Below are 17,851 nucleotides of genomic sequence, written 5' to 3' on the forward strand. Positions count from 1 at the left end.
TACTAAAACCAATTTAACCAGCGCAGTGGCCACGGAAAGCGATGACGAGCATCTTGTTGCGTTGCCTGCGCGATACGTTCCTGGATGATCTGCTTAAGGTTATTCTGCCCCTCGTCATCCCATGCCAGGCCCATTAGTAAGGGTAGTGCATCCATTACATCATCCACTGCCCAAATAACGAATTGCTGTGACTGAATCGCATCAAGCAAATCCTGGTGGAGCGATAAATGGCGCACGTTAGCCGAGGGAATAATTACGCCTTGTTTACCTGTTAACTCACGTTGTTGGCAAATCGCAAAAAAACCTTCGATTTTTTCGTTTAACCCGCCGACTGGTTGCGAGCGACCAAATTGATCTACCGAGCCAGTGATGGCAATGCGCTGGTTAATGGGGATTTCGGCAAGCGCACTGATCAAAGCACAAAGTTCGGCCATTGACGCGCTGTCGCCGTCGACTTCGCTATAAGATTGTTCAAATGTGAGGGAGGCCGAGAAGGGGATCTGTTGTTCCAGCTCCAGTTCTGCCATCAGAAACGCCTGCATGATCATCATACCTTTGGCGTGGATATTACCGCCCAGCTCAGCTTTGCGTTCGATATCATTGAACTCACCGTCACCGACATGGACGACGCAACTGATGCGCGAAGGTTCGCCGAATGCGCGCGGATGGCCTGGAAACTCAATGACCGAAAGCGCGTTAATCTGGCCTACGCGTTCACCTTCGGTTTCGATCAAAATCTGCTCCAGCAGAATTTCATCCTGCATACGTTCCGCCAGAAAACCCTCTCGCCATTCACGCTGCGCAAGCATTGCCTGCAACGCTTCAGCGTTAAATGTCTCACTGTCGGATAAGGCAGCAACTTCACGAAGCTGACGTGTCAACCATAATGGGCAGAGCGGCAACGTTTCCTGGTCACCGGTATAGCGCACGGCTTCACGAATAAGTGCTGGCCATGCATCAGTTGACGGTACTGGCAGGTGCGTATCACGTGCGGTCTGCTCAACCCATCGCCGCCATACGCTCATCGCTTCAGCATCAGAAATCTGGAGAGTTTCTTCATACTCACTGTAAATGGCCTGCGAAGCGAGCTCGGGTTCCATTTCCTGAAACTCGGCCAGAGATTCACGTTCACCGACCAGAATGACTTTAAGATCCAATGGCATGGATGGCACAATGACCGGCAACGGACGGGACTCATCAAAAGAGACCCAGTCGAAACGGCGCTGCGTGACCATGGTTTTCAGGCGCATCCACAGCAGCGGCTGGGCTAATAGCGTACGTAAGGAGATGATCAAAACGCCGCCGTTAGCCTGATGAACTAAGCCTGGCTGAAGAGTTATCTCCTGATTAAACTGGCGCAGGCAGCCGAAAAGCTGTTCCGCTTCGACCCATTCAGCAACCACGGTGGGATGTTTGCCGAGGAAGTCAGCGTGCGCTTCGTCTGAATTTTCGAAGCGGATGGTTGAACCATTGATATGATACTGCCCGCCGGTGCGCGGTCGATTTTCAGGAATAAGCCTGGCGGTAGCGCGGGCAATGAGCGCCAGATATTCAGCTTCTTCCGGCGCTTTTGCCAGCAAAAAGCGTGATGTTGCCAGCGGATAGAGCAACTGCTCCAGCGCGTATTGTAATCGGGGTTGTGTATCGGCCAGTGAGGAGTCGGTTTCGCGCGCTATTGCGGACGATTCAAACACTTCCTGATAGCTCTCTGTATCAGGAACCAGGTCGTTCCATTCGAGTTTTGTAATGGTCAAAGTCGTCTTTTTAGTCGGCTGTAAAAGGCGGGATTATACCGTAAACGCTCGTGCAGCACACACCGATTACATGCTTCGGCCGTTGTAAGCTTGGGGATGGCTCACAGGTAGCGATTTCTTCTGAGCAGAGTGTAAAAAAACTGATATTCTGAACTGAGTTACACGGTAACGTTGAGAGAGCAATGAAATATCAACAACTGGAAAATCTCGAAAGCGGCTGGAAATGGAAGTATCTGGTTAAAAAGCATCGTGAGGGGGAGTTAATCACGCGCTATATAGAAGCCAGTGCTGCTAAAGATGCAGTCGATGTATTGTTGACCCTCGAAAATGAACCGGTACACGTCAACGACTGGATTAGCCAACATATGAATCCAGCGTTAGTTAACCGGATGAAGCAAACCATTCGTGCCCGGCGCAAGCGGCATTTCAATGCTGAACATCAGCATACACGTAAAAAATCTATCGACCTTGAGTTTGTTGTCTGGCAAAGACTGGCGGGGCTGGCACAGCGGCGCGGAAAAACGCTTTCTGAAACCATTGTGCAACTGATTGAAGATGCGGAGCATAAAGAGAAATATGCAACGCAAATGTCGACTTTGAAGCACGATCTACAGGCGCTACTGGGCAAAGAGAAAGGGTAGTGGTTTTTTCGACACGGAAATGAGAGCAATAAAAAACCCCGCGCAATGGCGGGGTTTTATCTGACGGGTAACTTAAGCCTGCGGCTGAGTTACAACGTCTTTGATACCTTTAACTTCGATCTCTACACGACGATCCGGAGCCAGGCAGTCGATCAACGCTGCACGAGCTTTAACGTTGTCACAGGTGTTGCCAGTAACCGGGTTGGATTCGCCCATACCACGTGCGGAGATTTTGTTCGCCGGGATACCTTTAGAAACCAGGTAATCAACAACGGACTGAGCACGTTTCTCAGACAGACCCTGGTTGTAAGCGTCAGAACCGATACGGTCGGTGAAGCCCAGAACCACTACGGAACCGTCTTTCGGATCCAGGTTGCTCAGCTGACTGTACAGCTGATCCAGTGCCTGCTGACCTTCCGGTTTCAGGGTTGCTTTGTTGAAGTTGAACAGAACGTCAGACTTCAGGGTGAAGTGTTTGGTCTGTACTTCCGGAGCCGGAGCTGGAGCCGGAGCAACTACCGGAGCCGCTTCTTCTTGCTGACCAAAGCGGTAAGAAACACCTACACTCAGCAGACCGTTGTCCGGACGACCACCAACGGTGTTTGCGTCACCAATGTTGTTGGTCCACTGGTATTCCAGACGGGTAGCGATATCGCGGGTAACCGCCCACTCAACACCACCAGCGAAGACCGGGGAAACACCGGTATCGTGATCTTTGAAGCCCTGGTTGTTTTTAGCGTCTGCACGCCAAACCATACCACCCAGACGGGTGTACAGATCCAGGTCATCAGTAATCGGGTAACCCAGTTTAGCGGTCAGCTGAACGCCCTGAGCTTTGAATGCGCCGTTTACATCGCTGCCTTTGTACGGCATGCGACCCAGCCAGTCGTAGCCCAGTTCAAAGCCAACATACGGGTTAACCTGATAACCACCGAACGCACCAGCGCCTAACTGGCTTTCGTGAGTCGGGCCATTGTTAGGGATCTGGTTGTTACCAACATCGTGGAACTGAGACCAGCCCAGTTTAGCACCCGTATACCAGGTGTTATCTTTCGGAGCGGCCTGCGCTACGGTAGCGAAGCCAGCCAGTGCCACTGCAATCGCGATAGCTGTCTTTTTCATTTTTTGCGCCTCGTTATCATCCAAAAATCGCCATGGGAATCTCGAAGAGAAGCCACGGTTAAATCCTTCACCGGGGGCATTGCTCACTGACAACTCTGCAGATATCTTTACCGATATCCTTGGCTTATGCCGAGCACCCCTGGCGATGTAAAGTCTACAACGTAGTTGGAAACTTACAAGTGTGAACTCCGTCAGGCATATGAAAAAAAAGGCTTTGTGTACACAATATTTAACATTTGTGACGCAAATTTGTCCGACACTTATAATCTGCAAAGCACGCCGCACAGGCTTTGTGGCTGTATTTCACTAATAAATTTGAAAAGCTGGCGATTGCGAAAAATAATCCCAGGAAAACTCCTAAATTTACTCAATGATACAAATTCGAGTGAATTTTTATCCCGGAAAGCTGTCTCGCACCGAGAGGATTATGGCGGATTGGGCGCATAACGAAGCCAATTGCATTACCTTCTTCTGCGGCCACAGCTAATCGACGATGCTCATCCTCTGTCAACTCTTCTGCATGCCAGCCAATCACAACGCTGTAATTGCCAGTTCGCAAAGCGCGAATCATTGACTCCAGCGTTAAGCCGGGAGAGAGCTGATTGATCTGCATAACCTTAGTCAGCGGCAGGCCGGCGGACTGCACCCATTCACGGCTCAGTTTCTGTTGAGGCGTAAGCCACAACTGCCAGCGAGACTGTTGACCAAGCTGTTGCAGTAAGGGCAACAAGAGTAATTGCGTCATCATGGGCTGGTCTTCATGGTAGACAACCTCGCTAATCAGCCCGGTAGCGATGCTGGTGGATTCAACGTGATTCAATGTGTTGAGCGCGGAAGCGAGAGTTGTTGAACGATTAGCGTAGTCTGAAGTGTACATAATCAATCCAGCCCTGTGGGTTACTGTATAAACATACAGTAACCTTTGAATGTTCAAAGATCAATCTCATTTTCTGAAAGTATCTCGCATTTTTGTTTTGTCCCTGCTAATCAATGCAAAATTCGCTTGCCGTCCTGCTCGCAGTTGCCTATGTTCCTGAGTACTGGATCCGCGATTAAAAATCTGCTTTACCAAGTGATTTATAAGGGAAAAATCATGGAAGACCTATCTTATCAACGGATATATCAATCGCGCGAATATCTCACTTCGCTCGGAAAAATTAGCCATCGCGCCCACTTCGGTGGCTATAGCCTGTCAGTAGATAACATCGTTTTTGCTATGGTCGCAGAAGGGAAACTCTACTTACGGGCCTGCGATGAAAGCGCAGAATATGATGTAGTCCGGCAAGCTCCGTTGTTGACGCTTAACAAGCGGGGCCGTCATGTATCGTTAAATTACTACTTTGTCAGTGATAGTTTGTGGGGCGATCGCGCATTGCTGCTGCAACTTTCAACGATTGCCCTGGATGCCGCACGGCGTGAAAAAGCGCAGCGCGATGCACATTTTCGCCTGCGCGATCTGCCCAATCTTTCCTGCCAGCTTGAGTTTCAATTACATGAAGCTGACATAAAGGATGTACAGACGCTGCGACTTCTCGGGGCAAAAGTCTGCTGGCTAAGGCTACGTAAAATGAATAAACAATTGGGTGTGAAAGTGCTATTTGCGCTTGAAGGAGCCATCGTTGGGGTCCATGAAGCTGCGCTCCCGGCGGCACGACGCCGGGAGTTAATTGACTGGTTCAACGACGTAACGAAAAAAGGATCTCATTCTTTTTAAACAATATGGCTTTTCAAGCGACACACTTCCGGCAATAACGCAATCAACAGGCCTATCTGTTGCAAAACAAGCGGCTCTTTGCTGTCAGGGCGCGGATCCAGGTTTTTAATGCGCTGCGACAGGTTGACGAGTGTTTCCTGCACACGGTCTTGATCGGCCGGTAAATGATGGAGTGCGTCGTCGACATAACAAACTGCGTCGTCGAGCAGGCGCAAAATATCCGGTTGGGTGAGCTTTTCGCGGTGTGCGCCTAACGCGGAAATATAACTGGTAAAAGTATGGTTCAGACATAACAGACGGAAGGCCATCTCGCGAAGTTCAGGTGAAGTGCCGGGTTCCGACGACATATTTGATACGACTGAGGCCAGCTCTGCATCGCGGTTGTAAGCGTTGCGGCGCGCGATACGATATGCAAGGCGGTTATCGCGCCCCTGGTGATATTGTTCAAGTATGGCGTCAAGATATCGGCAGTTGGCATCAAAAGCTTGTTCGGTCACGCGCGGCAGGTGCCTGAAGCGCCAGTCAGGCCAGATAAAACTAACGGCAGCCCAGGCGATGGCACAGCCAATCAATGTATCAATGATTCGCGGGACAGCGACCTCAAATCCTTCGCCCAGCAGGTTAAAACAGAGCAGTACCAACAGCGTGATAAACATAGTGGCATGGGCGTACTGCACAGTGCGAAAGGCGAAAAACAAGACACCGGTAATGACAATAAGCACCAGTTGCCCTTCATGAGAAGGAACAAAATAGAGTATCGGGAGGCCTATGGCGACCCCTACCAGCGTACCGATAACGCGCAAGCTCAGGCGATGACGCGTTGCGTTATAGTTCGGCTGACAGACAAACAGGCTGGTAAGCAATATCCAGTAGCCATGCTGTAAGCCGGTTATTTGTATAAAGGCATAGCCGATACAAAGCACCACTGACATACGTACTGCATGGCGAAAAAGCGCCGATTCCGGCGTGAGATTTTGGCGCAGCCGCAGCCAGGTATCGTTGAAGCCACTCAGGCTGTCATCAGCAAGCTGGTTCTCTGTCTCACCCGACAATTGAGGCTGTGGCTGACCTGATTCAATACTTGCCAACTGGGCGTCGATAGCCCGGAGGTTATCGAGTAGAAATCCGAGCGCGTTCAGGTGTTCTTGCTCTGTTGTCCCGCTGGCATGAATTCGGCCCAATGCTGCGTCAAGATGGACGAATACGCGCTCGAAGCGGTTGTCATGCTGGTAAGGCACGCGCAATAAAATGGCGCGGGCAAGCTGGGCGCATGCCTGAGACTGCATAGACAAAAGGCGCTGGAAGCGGAACATGACGTCGCTGTAACGAAAATGCTCGCGCAAAAAAAATGGCGCGGGCAAGCTGGGCGCATGCCTGAGACTGCATAGACAAAAGGCGCTGGAAGCGGAACATGACGTCGCTGTAACGAAAATGCTCGCGCAAAATTTGATATTGAATATGCGATGAACTTGCGCGTTCATGGATATCCTGCGCCGCAAAGTAGTAATGCAAAGCCTGCCGCGTGCTGCGCTGCCCGCGATCTCCGCGTAGGCGTGTCAGCATTGTTGCTTTGGTTTGATTAAGCGTGGCGACCAATTGGCCGTTCGCCAATGCGAGATCGTATAAAGGTGCCTGGCTTGCATCTTCAATATCCGGGTCAAACAGGCGGGATTTCAGTTCAAGGTAGTGCGCCAGTTGCTCATAACTGCGGGCCAGATTGTCCTGAAGGGCGCGAACAGGGAAGACCACATGGCCGATCAGCGTCAGCAGATTAAACCATACTGCACCGGCCAACAGTAATAACGGTTGCTGGTACCACTGCTCAAAGAGCGAAATGCCCAGCATGGTGTAAACCGCAATTAAGAGCGCACCGAATGCAATGGTTGCATAGCGCTGACCAAGCCCACCCAGCAAAATGAAGCCAATGGTCGAGCTGACAAGCCCGAGAGCAAACAACCATGGCCACGGAAATAACAATTCCACCGAAGCCGAGGCAATAAAAAACGAGATAAGGGTGATTATCAGGTTTTTTAGCCGCCCGCTCAGGCGGTCATCCAGATCGGCCAGCGCAGCGGCCACCACGCCAAGCGTCAAAGGAATGGTCAGCTTTACTTCGCCGAGCAGCCAGGGCAATGCGGCTGTACCGCAAAGGGCGATAAAAATCCTGACGTTATAAAGCCAGGCACTGTTCCATGTGTAACGGCGAAGTAGAGGGCTCAACATAGTAGCGCAGTCCGGTTACTGAAAACGACGACGGGCATTGGCTTCACGCGCGGCACGAGCTGTTTCCACCGAAACGACGCGTCGACCCACAGGCCAGAGAGCGATGGCGGCAATTTTGAAATTTGCTACGCCAACCGGAATACCAATAATGGTCAGACATTGAGCTACCCCGGCGACGATATGCATCACGCATAGCCACCAGCCAAACAATACAAACCAGAGAATGTTCAACAGGGTACCGCCTGCGTTCAACAGGCTGTTCTTGCTTTGTGGCGTAAGTTCATCGACGTGGATTGCCTCATTTCCCCACGGAATGAGCGAGAGTTTCGTAATTTCCCAGCAGGAACGCGTCAGAGGAAGAGTGATGATCAGCAGGACACTGACCACCGTTGCCAGTAGCCAGCCTAATGTAGTGGCGAAACCGCCAAGAACAAAGTTCAGTATATTCAAAATGGTACGCATAAAGCCTCAGTGCAAGCCTGTGTTCAGAGAATCCCGGCAATTGTAACGACTTTTTGGACTGGAGCGCCAATTCTCTGACGGGTAAACTGGCAATCATTGCCACAAGCTGAGAACAACACGTCATGGAACTGAAAGCGACTTCACTTGGGAAACGTCTGGCGCAACACCCTTACGATCGCGCGATTATACTCAACGCGGGCATCAAAGTGGCGGGCGATCGGCATGAATACCTTATTCCGTTCAATCAGTTGTTGGCAATTGAATGCAAAAGAGGGCTGGTTTGGGGAGAGATGGAGTTCCAGCTTGCTGATAAAAAAGTGGTGCGGCTACATGGTACCGAATGGAGTGAAACACTGCGTTTTTATCATCTCTTAAATGAGCGTTGGCGCAACTGGAGCGCTGAAATGAGCGAGGTAGCAGCAGGGGTTTTATCCGCTCAGTTAGATCTCATTTCCGGGCGTATTGAACAAACAAAGTGGCTGACGCGTAAACAAATTCAAGGATTGCAGCACCAATTGCAGCAGGCATTTCACGCGCTTCCGCTGCCGCTCGGCCGTCTGACGGAATTTGATAACTGCCGCGAGCTTTGGCGACAGTGCCAGGCGTGGCTTAACGATGTGGAAGGGCGTCGGGCGCAGCATAATCAAACATACACTGACGCCATGCTAACGCAATATGCTGCCTTTTTTGAACACATAGAAACCTCACCGTTAAATCCGGCGCAGTCGCGGGCCGTGGTTAATGGCGAGCAAGCCTTATTGGTGCTTGCCGGAGCCGGCAGTGGCAAAACGTCAGTACTGGTTGCAAGAGCAGGATGGTTGCTCGCGCGAGGTGAGGCAGCCGCTGACCAAATTCTGTTGCTTGCCTTTGGCCGTAAAGCGGCGCAGGAGATGGATGAACGCATCCGCGAACGGTTGCATACCGATGAGATAACCGCACGTACTTTTCATGCGTTGGCGTTACATATTATCCAGCAGGGAAGCAAAAAGGTGCCGGCACTAAGCGAATTAGAAAACAATACTGCCGCGCGTTTAACCTTGTTGACCACGACCTGGAGCCAGCAGTGCAGCGAGAAAAAAGCGCAGGCAAAAGGCTGGCGACAGTGGCTGGAAGAGGAGATGGGATGGAATGTGCCAGAAGGTAATTTTTGGGAAGATGAGAAATTGCAACGACGCATTGGACCAAGGCTGGATCGCTGGATTGGACTGATGCGTATGCAGGGTGGCACGCAGGCGGAGATGATCGCCAGCGCACCGGAAGAGATTCGGGAATTGTTCAGTAAGCGCATTAAGCTGATGGCCCCGTTGATGAAAGCCTGGAAAATGGCACTCAAAGCAGAAAATGCCGTCGATTTCTCCGGGCTTATTCATCAGGCAGTTAATGTGCTGGAAAAAGGGCGCTTTATTAGCCCGTGGAAACATATCCTGGTAGATGAATTTCAGGATATCTCGCCACAGCGCGCAGCGTTGCTGGCTGCATTGCGTAAGCAGAACTCGCAGACAACATTGTTTGCGGTAGGTGACGACTGGCAGGCCATTTATCGCTTTAGTGGTGCGCAGCTCTCGCTGACGACTGCCTTCCATGACTATTTCGGCGAAGGGGATCTTTGTGCCCTTGATACGACTTATCGTTTCAACTCGCGAATAGGCGAAGTCGCTAATCGCTTTATTCAGCAAAACCCCTGGCAACTCTCTAAGCCACTCAACAGCCTGACGGCAGGCGATAAAAAAGCTGTGACGTTGTTGGCGCAGGAACAGCTCGACGCGTTACTCGACAAACTCAGTGGTTACGCGACGCCGGAAGACAGGATCCTGGTGCTGGCGCGCTATCATCATGGAAAACCCACCTGCCTGGAAAAAGCCGCTACCCGCTGGCCAAAACTCCAGCTCGATTTTATGACTATTCACGCCAGTAAAGGCCAGCAAGCGGACTATGTCATTGTGGTTGGTCTGAAAGAAGGGCAAGACGGTTTTCCTGCGCCAGCGCGAGAATCCATCATGGAGCAAGCGTTGCTACCCCAGGCAGAAGAGTTTCCTGATGCAGAAGAACGTCGGTTACTTTATGTCGCGCTGACGCGTGCGCGTAAACGTGTCTGGTTGCTCTTTGATAAAGAAGACCCATCGCGTTTCGTCGAAATACTCAAGTCACTGGAAGTGCCTGTGGCGAGAAAACCTTGAATTCAGGCGGCTCAGGCCGCCTGCGTTTATTTCAGCCGTTCAGCAAGATAGCGTTGGTAATCCGGGATAAGAATATCGACGCTGTTGTTGAACTGCGGCGATTCGATAATAAAATCGGCGGTGGAGAGGTTGGTCGCGACCGGAATATTCCACACTGTGGCCAGGCGAAGCAGCGCTTTCACATCGGGATCGTGCGGAACCGCATTCAGGGGATCCCAGAAAAAAATCAAAACATCAATTTTGCCTTCTGAAATGAGGGCACCTACTTGTTGATCTCCCCCCATCGGCCCGCTCAGCATCGCGTTCACATTAAGACCCGTCGCGCGCTGAATTAAATTACCTGTTGTTCCGGTGGCGTACAGTTCATGTGTTGCCAGCACGGGCTGATGCCGTTCAACCCACTTCATTAACATCTGCTTGCAGTGATCGTGTGCGACCAGCGCAATTTTTTTACGCACGGGTAAGGTGCGGGTTGTTGATTCCATAATCGGTTTCCATCAGTGATTTTTGCTACAGATTACTGGAAGCACCTGATGCTGCAAGAGAAGCGGGTAAAAAAAACGGAAAATGGTTGAGTTCGCCTGTTTGATTTACACTTTGTGAAATCGCCCGGAGGAAACCATGAAAGAAACCGATATTGCCGAGATTTTACAATCGACTCAAACCATTGCACTGGTCGGTGCGAGTGATAAACCTGACCGCCCCAGTTATCGTGTTATGAAATACTTGCTGGATCAGGGTTACCATGTGATCCCCGTTTCACCAAAAGTGGCGGGCAGCACGCTTCTTGGGCAGCAGGGTTATGCAACTCTTGCCGATGTGCCAGAGAAAATCGATATGGTGGATGTGTTTCGCAACTCAGAGGCCGCATGGGGCGTGGCGCAAGAAGCCATTGCTGTCGGAGCAAAAACGCTCTGGATGCAGTTGGGTGTGATTAATGAGCAGGCGGCAGTGCTGGCGCGAGAAGCAGGGCTGCAAGTAGTTATGGATCGCTGCCCGGCGATCGAAATCCCTCGTCTGGGGTTGGCGAGATAAATATACCCCGCGATGAGCGGGGTATATTCAGTTGCGCAGGCGCGGAGCCTGAAGTTGTCTACGTATGGTGCGCGCAAGTTCGTCCATGGAGGGCTGCTCCGGATGTTCATCCGTGACTTCACTGGTTAACTGCGCTTCTGCCAGATAAGTGTGAACGGGTTGACCATCATCATCTTCCATCACCACATGGTACCAGGGCAGGGCGCGCAACTCGTCATTTACCGCCAGCTCGTCTGCTGACGGTTCATCAAGAGAATACTCAGGGTCGATATCGACCACTACGCCAAGATACCCCAGCAGCGAGTGGCGAACCTGCTGACCGATACCGAATTTGCTGGCAATCATTGTCACCTCCCGGGAACCTTAGATACCCTCAAATGTGGGGGCGCGGCTCCAAAATTCAAGTTACATGACGCGACAGGCAAACCCTTTCAGATAGAGCCCTTCCGGGTAGGTAGCGATCACCGGGTGATCGGCGGCCTGACGGAACTGGTCTATAAATTGTATATCACGACCAGCATCTAATGCGGCATCTGCGATGATTTTCTGAAATAAATCTGTGGTCATCAATCCTGAGCAGGAGAACGTCAGCAGCACACCGCCAGGATTTAAAAGCTGAATAGCCAGCATGTTGATGTCTTTATAGCCGCGGCAAGCGCCCATCAACTGGCTTTTGTTTTCAACAAATTTCGGCGGATCCATAACGATCACATCGAATGTTTCTCCTTGATCGCGATATTTACGCAGGAGCTTAAATACGTCGTCGCGCACAAATTCTGCTTTGCTGAGATCCAGTTTGTTCAGCGTAATGTTCTGCTTCGCGACATCCAGCGCTTCCTGAGATGTATCGACGCTCACGACCTCGCGGCAGCCGCCCATCAGCGCAGAAACGGCAAAGCCGCCTGTGTAGGAAAAACAGTTTAAAACACGTTTGTCTGCCACGTAGCGACGAGTTGCCAGACGACTGTCGCGCTGATCAAGGTAATAGCCGGTTTTGTGTCCGCCCTGAATATCGACAAACAGCTTCATGCCATTCTCTTCGATCGGTAACAATGCCGGAGGCAGCTCGCCCAGAACTGGGCCCTGCGTTAATTCCAGGCCTTCTTTTTTACGTACTGCAACATCGCTGCGATCGTAAATGGCGCACTCTGGGTAAAGAGATTGAAGAGCAGATAGCAGAGCCGGGCGCTGATATTCTGCACCTGCGCTCAGAAGTTGCAGCACCAGGAAATTGCCGAAGCGGTCAATCGTCACACCTGGCAATCCGTCAGATTCGCCAGCAATCAGACGGTAACTATCCAGCCCGTCACGCTGGGCAAGCCAGTCGCGCCACTGCTGCGCTTGTTGTAGGCGGCGAGTGAAAAAAGCAATATCGATAGTTTCATCTTTATCGAATGTCCAGATACGGGCACGGATCTGCGAGGCAGGGGATAATGCGCCTCGTGCCAGCCATTTGCCCTGGTGATTGACAATATCAACGGTTTCACCGAGGCTGGCCTTGCCTTCCATACGCGCAACGGCACCGGAGAAAACCCAGGGATGACGACGCAATAATGACTTCTCGCGTCCTTTGGCTAACACTAAACGTACACTCATATTCGGCTATTCTGTTGGCTGAAGAAAATGGGCGCTATTGTCACGGGTTCGCCGGGCAAATGCAACGCGCTCACACTGAAAGGAGACTGGATATGGCACAAGTTTGCACTATCGCCTGGGTACACGGCATCGTGCAGGGCGTTGGTTTTCGCTATACGACGCAGCATGAAGCTCAGCGTTTAGGGTTAACGGGCTATGCCCGTAATCTTGATGATGGCAGCGTAGAAGTTGTTGCCTGTGGCGAAGCAGAAAAGGTCAATAAATTGATTGAATGGCTAAAAGCCGGTGGGCCTCGCAGCGCCCGGGTTGACAGAGTTCTGAGCGAACCGCATCAACCCGACAGGGAATGGAGCGACTTTGGCATCCGTTATTAAATGCACTTTACCGGTTTGGGCAGGCCGGCAATCTTCGTTGCCTGCTTTGCTGGCCCTTTCGGAAACAGGCGATACAAATAACGGCTGTTGCCTTTCTCTTCACCATATTTATTCGCCATGGCTTTCACCAGCATACGAATAGCGGGAGATGTGTTGAATTCCAGATAGAATTCGCGCACGAAGCGTACCACTTCCCAGTGTTCCGCAGAGAGCGTAATGCTCTCTTGTTCAGCGATAATTTCTGCCAGCGCTTCGCTCCACTGCGCCGTCTCTTTCAGATAGCCTTCGCTATCGGTTTCAATTTCTTTGCCTTCAAAGATCAACATAGGGTTCACAACATCAGTCAATAACGGCGGGAGTGTAGCAAAAAACAAAGCCCCGCATAAGCGGGGCTCTCAGCAAAAGGATTTGTTTAATCTCTGCTGGCGAATCCCAGAATGCTCAGCAGACTTACAAAGATGTTGTACAGCGACACATACAGGCTGACAGTGGCACGAATATAGTTCGTTTCGCCGCCGTGGATGATGTTGCTGGTTTCAAATAGAATTGCGCCGCTGGAAATAAGGATAAACACTGCGCTAATTGCCAGGTGCAGGGCGGGCAGCTGCAAGAAGATATTCGCCACCATACCAATCAGAACCACGACAATGCCAGCCATCAACATACCGCCAAGGAAAGACATATCTTTGCGTGTGGTCAGCACATAAGCGGAGCAGCAAAAGAAAACTAACGCGGTACCGCCGAGTGCCAGGGCAATGACATCTCCCATTCCCGCCGACAGATAAGCATTCAGAATCGGCCCAAGGATATAACCGAGGAATCCGGTAAAGGCGAACGCAGCCAGAATCCCACTCGGCTTATTCGCCAGTTTATAGGTCAAAAACATCAGGCCATACATGCCAACCAACGTCAGGATCAGACCTGGAGAAGGCAGCATTAACACAGTACTGGCTGTTGCAGTGATAGCGGAAAATGCCAGGGTCAGGCTTAAAAGAAAATAGGTATTGCGAAGAACCTTGTGCGTGCTCAGCAGGGATGTGCGGTCACGCGATGAAGTAATAAGACGATCCATGAGCCACTCTCTTATGACAGATGTAATTAGCACTGGAGTCTAGGAAAGACTCGTTTGCGGACAAAGCTGTTTTACCCATCTTTACTCATCTTACAAGCCCATCAGTGCGGTAATTACTGCCAGAAAATTGCCGCCGGACAGCGTAACGGGATAAATGTGATGTAGCGCCATATTTGTCTCTTATATGTCATTGAAATGTATTGTCGTCTAACCTTTAGCACGTTAAGAGTGTAATTGCGTCGTCATAACATTAATTTCCAAGGCGAAAGGACATGAAACTACAAGCACGAAATCACATCACTCGCACTTTTTTAGCTGTCAGCGTTGCGTGCGCTTGCTCAAGCGTATATGCAGCGATAGTTCCAGCCGGAACTGCGCTGGCGGATAAACAGGAACTTGTACGTAATAACGGCAGTGAGCCCGCATCATTGGATCCACATAAAGTAGAAAGCGACGTCGAGTTCAATATTATTAGCGATATTTTTGATGGTTTAGTGGCAGTGAGAAAAGATGGCTCCATCGAGCCGCGTCTGGCTGAAAAATGGGAAAACAAAGATAATACGGTCTGGACATTCCATTTGCGCCCGGGGATCACCTGGTCTGACGGCACCGCCATTACCGCTAAAGATATCGTCTGGAGCTGGCAGCGTCTGGTTGATCCAAAAACGGCCTCACCTTATGCCAGCTACCCTGGCAATATGAATGTGGTCAACGCAACTGACATTGCACAAGGAAAAATGGCGGTCGACCAACTAGGCGTCAAGGCAATAAATGACTCGACACTGGAAATCACCCTGACGCAACCAACGGCATCTTTTTTGCCGATGCTGGCACATCCCTCCCTGGTGCCAATAGATAAGGTACTGGTCACCCGTTTCGGTGAGAAATGGACGAAACCGGAACACATTGTGACCAGCGGCGCTTATAAAGTGACAGACTGGGTTGTCAATGAACGCATCGTTGCAGAACGTAATGCGCGTTATTGGGACAATAAAGCGACGGTGATAAACAAAGTCACTTATCTTCCCATTAGTGCCGAAACAGCGGATGTTAATCGTTTCAAAGCTGGCGAGATCGATATTACTTATACGATTCCGGTCAATCAGTTCGCCCAGTTACGCAAAACGTATGGCGATCAGGTCAGTGTGGAGCCACAGCTGGCGACTTATTACTACGAATTCAACACCACAAAACCGCCATTTAACGATCCGCGTGTACGCCGTGCACTTAATATGGCGCTGGATAAAGATATCATCGCTGATAAGGTCATGGCACAGGGACAACGACCGGCATGGGTCATCAGTCAGCCAGAAATCGGTGGCGTGAAAATATCTCCGCCGGATTATGCTTCCTGGCCGCGGGATAAGCGTCTGGTTGAGGCAAAAAAGCTGCTCAATGAGGCCGGGTTTAATGATGATCACCCGCTGAGTTTCAACCTGCTTTACAACACAATGGAAACGCATCAGCGCATCGCTATTGCTGCCAGTTCAATGTGGAAGAAAAATCTTGGCGTTGAGGCAAAATTACAAAACCAGGAGTGGAAAACTATGCTGGATACAATGCATAACGGAAATTTTGATGCGGTGCGCTATGCCTGGATTGCCGATTATGACGACGCTGCAACCTTCCTGAATAACTTCCGCACTGGCGACAGCGAGAATACCAGCAAGTACAGCAATCCTGCCTATGACGAGGCTTTAAAGGACGCGGCGAAGGCTAAGGATGTTGCTGAACGCGGAAAATACTATCAGCAGGCGGAAGATCTACTTGGTCAGGATGTTCCTGCTATCCCTGTCTATCACTATGTGCGTACACATCTGGTCAAGCCATGGGTTGGCGGCTTCAATCCCGATAGCCTGGGTTATTATCTGACCAAGGATATGTACATCAAAAAGCACTGAGCCTGGTAATTTGCGCCTTATAAATAATCATTGTGCTGCTATTTCAAGCGAACAACATATTTTTGATGATTTTTCAGGCAAATGAACAGGCTCATGCTTTACATGAGCCTCAGGGATGTTTATAGTGCGCCTCACACCGGAAGTGTGGCCGAGCGGTTGAAGGCACCGGTCTTGAAAACCGGCGACCCGAAAGGGTTCCAGAGTTCGAATCTCTGCGCTTCCGCCATATTTAACAAGGGGTTACCGAAAGGTAACCCCTTTGTTTTTAGGGATTAGAAAAAGCAAAACCGCTCTTGAGCGGGCTAAATGCGCAGTATATCCCCTCGACCGTGAAGATTTATCCGGCAACCTGGGTTTTGAGGGGGTCTATTAATGAGCACAAATAAATAAGGGGCGCTTGCCTACCGTAAACAGAAAACCACTGTTTCCTTGCGCCTTGATAGAGTAGTTGACCTCTTTATTTGCATAAACATAAAAAGCAGGTAAGACCGTAGCGATAACATCGTCAGGCAGAGTTTCAGCATTATCAATTTTACTGATGCTGGCTGAGAGAAACTTATAGGTATTTCTGTTCTCTGCCCACGTATAAGAAATATCCCTTCTGATAGTGCCTTCAAAACGATTTGTCTGATGAAGTCTTCCACTCACGGAAACAACCCCATTTTTCTTTTGTTTGTTATACATAAAGTCAAAAGTAAAATTGGCCTGAATACCTTTGTGAAATACCACCACCGAAGCTGTACACGTTTCTGTAGTTCGGAGTTTTGTACTGATTAAAAAGTGAAGATATCCTGCCGAAAACCCAGCGATAAGAAAAATTAGCATTACTGACACCATTTTTTTATTCATCACTATTCACACCATTAATATGAAGTGAAATACAGCCGGGTGACATGTCCGTCGTATATTGACGTTTGCACACCAATGCCGTCAGGGTTGGTGATGTCAGTGAAGAAGGGAAGTAGACCCACGGGTAATTTTTACAGTTTAAGCCTGAATTTAAAACCAAAGATTTAAATCTCTGATACGGGTTTTTGTTGTCATGGTTATCATCTGTGGTATAGAAATGACAGCCGTTATCTGTCTCTATCATCGTATAAGTATCAAAAAAAGCGGGCTCGTCATTCAGATGCCAGATGGTATGTGTTAAGAAAAAACCTGTTACAAAGGCAATAAGAATAACCAATGCTGAAAACTGCCATCTGTGAAAATTTCCCTTATATGGTTCAGTGGTTATTTTAGGTTCTGTTGTCGGTATTTGATCATTCTCTCGGCTTTCTTCAGGAAGGCTTTCTTCTCCAGCTAACATGTCGCCAATTCCCTCATTAGCGATATGAACGCTAATCGATACAGCATCAACAATATCCTCCTGTTTAACGATTTTCACACCACCATCAATCTGAAAACCTTTCCGGGGTACGGTTGCGATCAGTTTTTGGTCTGTATCACCGACTGCGCGAAGCCCGCGACGAACAATTGAAATATTCTGATATAGCGTATTGGCAGGGACCAGCATTCCTTCCTCTTCCCAAACCTTTTTGAAAAAATCCTGCTGAAGAACGATATTAGGCGACGCTTCAAGCAACAGCAAAAGACAGCGGCAGGCCGGCGTCGTTAAAGTAACAGTCACCTCAGGGTTGCTTGCTGAGGAGAGTTTTTTCATTCCCGGTCTGAATTCAATTTTTTCGTTAATAAGCCAGTGCATATATTTAATAACGCAGCCAGGGGCTGAGTTCCTTATCAGCGTTGCGTTTTTAACATGAAGATTTCCCTTGAATTA

At 49.9% G+C, this 17,851-nt stretch carries 17 protein-coding genes, 1 tRNA gene and 1 pseudogene; 7 read left to right on the forward strand and 12 right to left on the reverse strand.

Annotated features, from left to right (window positions below; genetic code table 11):
• Positions 1-2: 2 nt before the first annotated feature.
• Positions 3-1,754 (reverse strand): Lon protease family protein, encoded by a 1,752-nt coding sequence (locus tag Q5705_08570; protein WLI78580.1) that lies wholly within the window; start codon positions 1,752-1,754, stop codon positions 3-5.
• A 182-nt stretch (positions 1,755-1,936) separates the two neighbouring features.
• Between Q5705_08570 and matP the strand changes: the two genes are divergently transcribed.
• Positions 1,937-2,395, forward strand: coding sequence for a macrodomain Ter protein MatP (matP, locus tag Q5705_08575; protein ID WLI78581.1), 459 nt, complete (start codon positions 1,937-1,939; stop codon positions 2,393-2,395).
• Positions 2,396-2,467: 72 nt separating this feature from the next.
• On the opposite strand, the gene ompA is transcribed toward matP, so the two are convergent.
• Positions 2,468-3,517 carry a porin OmpA gene (ompA, locus tag Q5705_08580; protein ID WLI78582.1) on the reverse strand — a complete coding sequence of 350 codons (1,050 nt, stop codon included), beginning with the start codon at positions 3,515-3,517 and terminating at the stop codon, positions 2,468-2,470.
• Between the two features lie 367 nt (positions 3,518-3,884).
• Positions 3,885-4,394, reverse strand: a complete 510-nt coding sequence (gene sulA, locus Q5705_08585; protein ID WLI78583.1) for an SOS-induced cell division inhibitor SulA — start codon at positions 4,392-4,394, stop codon at positions 3,885-3,887.
• 216 nt (positions 4,395-4,610) lie between these two features.
• On the opposite strand from sulA, the gene Q5705_08590 reads away from it, so the two are divergent.
• Positions 4,611-5,231: a TfoX/Sxy family DNA transformation protein gene (locus Q5705_08590; protein ID WLI78584.1), complete on the forward strand. Its 621-nt coding sequence runs from the start codon at positions 4,611-4,613 to the stop codon at positions 5,229-5,231.
• Here Q5705_08590 and yccS read toward each other — a convergent pair.
• Both yccS and Q5705_08600 read right to left on the reverse strand, forming a co-directional pair.
• Positions 5,228-7,454: pseudogene (gene yccS, locus Q5705_08595) on the reverse strand (YccS family putative transporter). The gene Q5705_08590 and the pseudogene yccS overlap by 4 nt on opposite strands.
• A gap of 15 nt (positions 7,455-7,469) precedes the next feature.
• Positions 7,470-7,916, reverse strand: coding sequence for a YccF domain-containing protein (locus Q5705_08600; GenBank protein WLI78585.1), 447 nt, complete (start codon positions 7,914-7,916; stop codon positions 7,470-7,472).
• A gap of 122 nt (positions 7,917-8,038) precedes the next feature.
• Between Q5705_08600 and helD the strand changes: the two genes are divergently transcribed.
• Positions 8,039-10,093: a DNA helicase IV gene (gene helD / locus Q5705_08605; protein ID WLI78586.1), complete on the forward strand. Its 2,055-nt coding sequence runs from the start codon at positions 8,039-8,041 to the stop codon at positions 10,091-10,093.
• Positions 10,094-10,119: 26 nt separating this feature from the next.
• Here the strand turns inward: helD and mgsA are convergent, their stop codons facing one another.
• A complete protein-coding gene (gene mgsA / locus Q5705_08610; protein WLI78587.1) occupies positions 10,120-10,578 on the reverse strand; it encodes a methylglyoxal synthase in 459 nt (152 codons plus the stop codon).
• A 136-nt stretch (positions 10,579-10,714) separates the two neighbouring features.
• Here mgsA and Q5705_08615 point away from each other — a divergent pair, with 136 nt between their 5' ends.
• Entirely contained in the window at positions 10,715-11,128 is a 414-nt protein-coding gene (locus Q5705_08615) for a CoA-binding protein (GenBank protein WLI78588.1), read from the forward strand.
• 27 nt (positions 11,129-11,155) lie between these two features.
• On the opposite strand, the gene hspQ is transcribed toward Q5705_08615, so the two are convergent.
• Complete coding sequence (gene hspQ / locus Q5705_08620) at positions 11,156-11,473, reverse strand: heat shock protein HspQ (protein ID WLI78589.1); 318 nt, start codon at positions 11,471-11,473, stop codon at positions 11,156-11,158.
• A gap of 60 nt (positions 11,474-11,533) precedes the next feature.
• On the reverse strand, positions 11,534-12,724 hold the full coding sequence (gene rlmI, locus Q5705_08625; protein ID WLI78590.1) for a 23S rRNA (cytosine(1962)-C(5))-methyltransferase RlmI: 1,191 nt from the start codon (positions 12,722-12,724) through the stop codon (positions 11,534-11,536).
• A gap of 92 nt (positions 12,725-12,816) precedes the next feature.
• Between rlmI and yccX the strand changes: the two genes are divergently transcribed.
• Complete coding sequence (gene yccX / locus Q5705_08630) at positions 12,817-13,098, forward strand: acylphosphatase (GenBank protein WLI78591.1); 282 nt, start codon at positions 12,817-12,819, stop codon at positions 13,096-13,098.
• Here yccX and tusE read toward each other — a convergent pair.
• Entirely contained in the window at positions 13,095-13,424 is a 330-nt protein-coding gene (tusE, locus tag Q5705_08635; protein WLI78592.1) for a sulfurtransferase TusE, read from the reverse strand. The two genes, yccX and tusE, sit on opposite strands and share 4 nt — an antisense overlap.
• An 86-nt stretch (positions 13,425-13,510) precedes the next feature.
• On the reverse strand, positions 13,511-14,170 hold the full coding sequence (gene yccA / locus Q5705_08640; protein WLI78593.1) for an FtsH protease modulator YccA: 660 nt from the start codon (positions 14,168-14,170) through the stop codon (positions 13,511-13,513).
• A 272-nt stretch (positions 14,171-14,442) separates the two neighbouring features.
• Here yccA and Q5705_08645 point away from each other — a divergent pair, with 272 nt between their 5' ends.
• Together Q5705_08645 and Q5705_08650 are read left to right on the forward strand one after the other, a co-directional pair.
• Positions 14,443-16,071 carry an ABC transporter substrate-binding protein gene (locus tag Q5705_08645; GenBank protein WLI78594.1) on the forward strand — a complete coding sequence of 543 codons (1,629 nt, stop codon included), beginning with the start codon at positions 14,443-14,445 and terminating at the stop codon, positions 16,069-16,071.
• Positions 16,072-16,209: 138 nt separating this feature from the next.
• Positions 16,210-16,297 (forward strand) — tRNA-Ser (locus Q5705_08650).
• A 143-nt stretch (positions 16,298-16,440) separates the two neighbouring features.
• Here Q5705_08650 and Q5705_08655 read toward each other — a convergent pair.
• A complete protein-coding gene (locus Q5705_08655) occupies positions 16,441-16,920 on the reverse strand; it encodes a hypothetical protein (GenBank protein WLI78994.1) in 480 nt (159 codons plus the stop codon).
• On the reverse strand, positions 16,913-17,734 hold the full coding sequence (locus Q5705_08660) for a winged helix-turn-helix domain-containing protein (protein ID WLI78595.1): 822 nt from the start codon (positions 17,732-17,734) through the stop codon (positions 16,913-16,915). Before Q5705_08660 ends, Q5705_08655 begins: the two co-directional genes overlap by 8 nt.
• Positions 17,735-17,851 lie beyond the last annotated feature (117 nt).

Origin of the sequence: Kosakonia sp. H02 (assembly GCA_030704225.1) — a bacterium.
Lineage (GTDB): Bacteria > Pseudomonadota > Gammaproteobacteria > Enterobacterales > Enterobacteriaceae > Kosakonia.

Coding starts and splice junctions, on each gene's coding strand:
- hspQ (WLI78589.1), bottom strand. CDS start 11,473: ATGATTGCCAGCAAATTCGGTATCGGTCAGCAGGTTCGCCACTCGCTG.
- helD (WLI78586.1), top strand. CDS start 8,039: ATGGAACTGAAAGCGACTTCACTTGGGAAACGTCTGGCGCAACACCCT.
- sulA (WLI78583.1), bottom strand. CDS start 4,394: ATGTACACTTCAGACTACGCTAATCGTTCAACAACTCTCGCTTCCGCG.
- Q5705_08655 (WLI78994.1), bottom strand. CDS start 16,920: ATGAATAAAAAAATGGTGTCAGTAATGCTAATTTTTCTTATCGCTGGG.
- Q5705_08590 (WLI78584.1), top strand. CDS start 4,611: ATGGAAGACCTATCTTATCAACGGATATATCAATCGCGCGAATATCTC.
- Q5705_08645 (WLI78594.1), top strand. CDS start 14,443: ATGAAACTACAAGCACGAAATCACATCACTCGCACTTTTTTAGCTGTC.
- yccA (WLI78593.1), bottom strand. CDS start 14,170: ATGGATCGTCTTATTACTTCATCGCGTGACCGCACATCCCTGCTGAGC.
- rlmI (WLI78590.1), bottom strand. CDS start 12,724: ATGAGTGTACGTTTAGTGTTAGCCAAAGGACGCGAGAAGTCATTATTG.
- yccX (WLI78591.1), top strand. CDS start 12,817: ATGGCACAAGTTTGCACTATCGCCTGGGTACACGGCATCGTGCAGGGC.
- matP (WLI78581.1), top strand. CDS start 1,937: ATGAAATATCAACAACTGGAAAATCTCGAAAGCGGCTGGAAATGGAAG.
- Q5705_08615 (WLI78588.1), top strand. CDS start 10,715: ATGAAAGAAACCGATATTGCCGAGATTTTACAATCGACTCAAACCATT.
- Q5705_08660 (WLI78595.1), bottom strand. CDS start 17,734: ATGAAAAAACTCTCCTCAGCAAGCAACCCTGAGGTGACTGTTACTTTA.
- ompA (WLI78582.1), bottom strand. CDS start 3,517: ATGAAAAAGACAGCTATCGCGATTGCAGTGGCACTGGCTGGCTTCGCT.
- tusE (WLI78592.1), bottom strand. CDS start 13,424: ATGTTGATCTTTGAAGGCAAAGAAATTGAAACCGATAGCGAAGGCTAT.
- Q5705_08600 (WLI78585.1), bottom strand. CDS start 7,916: ATGCGTACCATTTTGAATATACTGAACTTTGTTCTTGGCGGTTTCGCC.
- mgsA (WLI78587.1), bottom strand. CDS start 10,578: ATGGAATCAACAACCCGCACCTTACCCGTGCGTAAAAAAATTGCGCTG.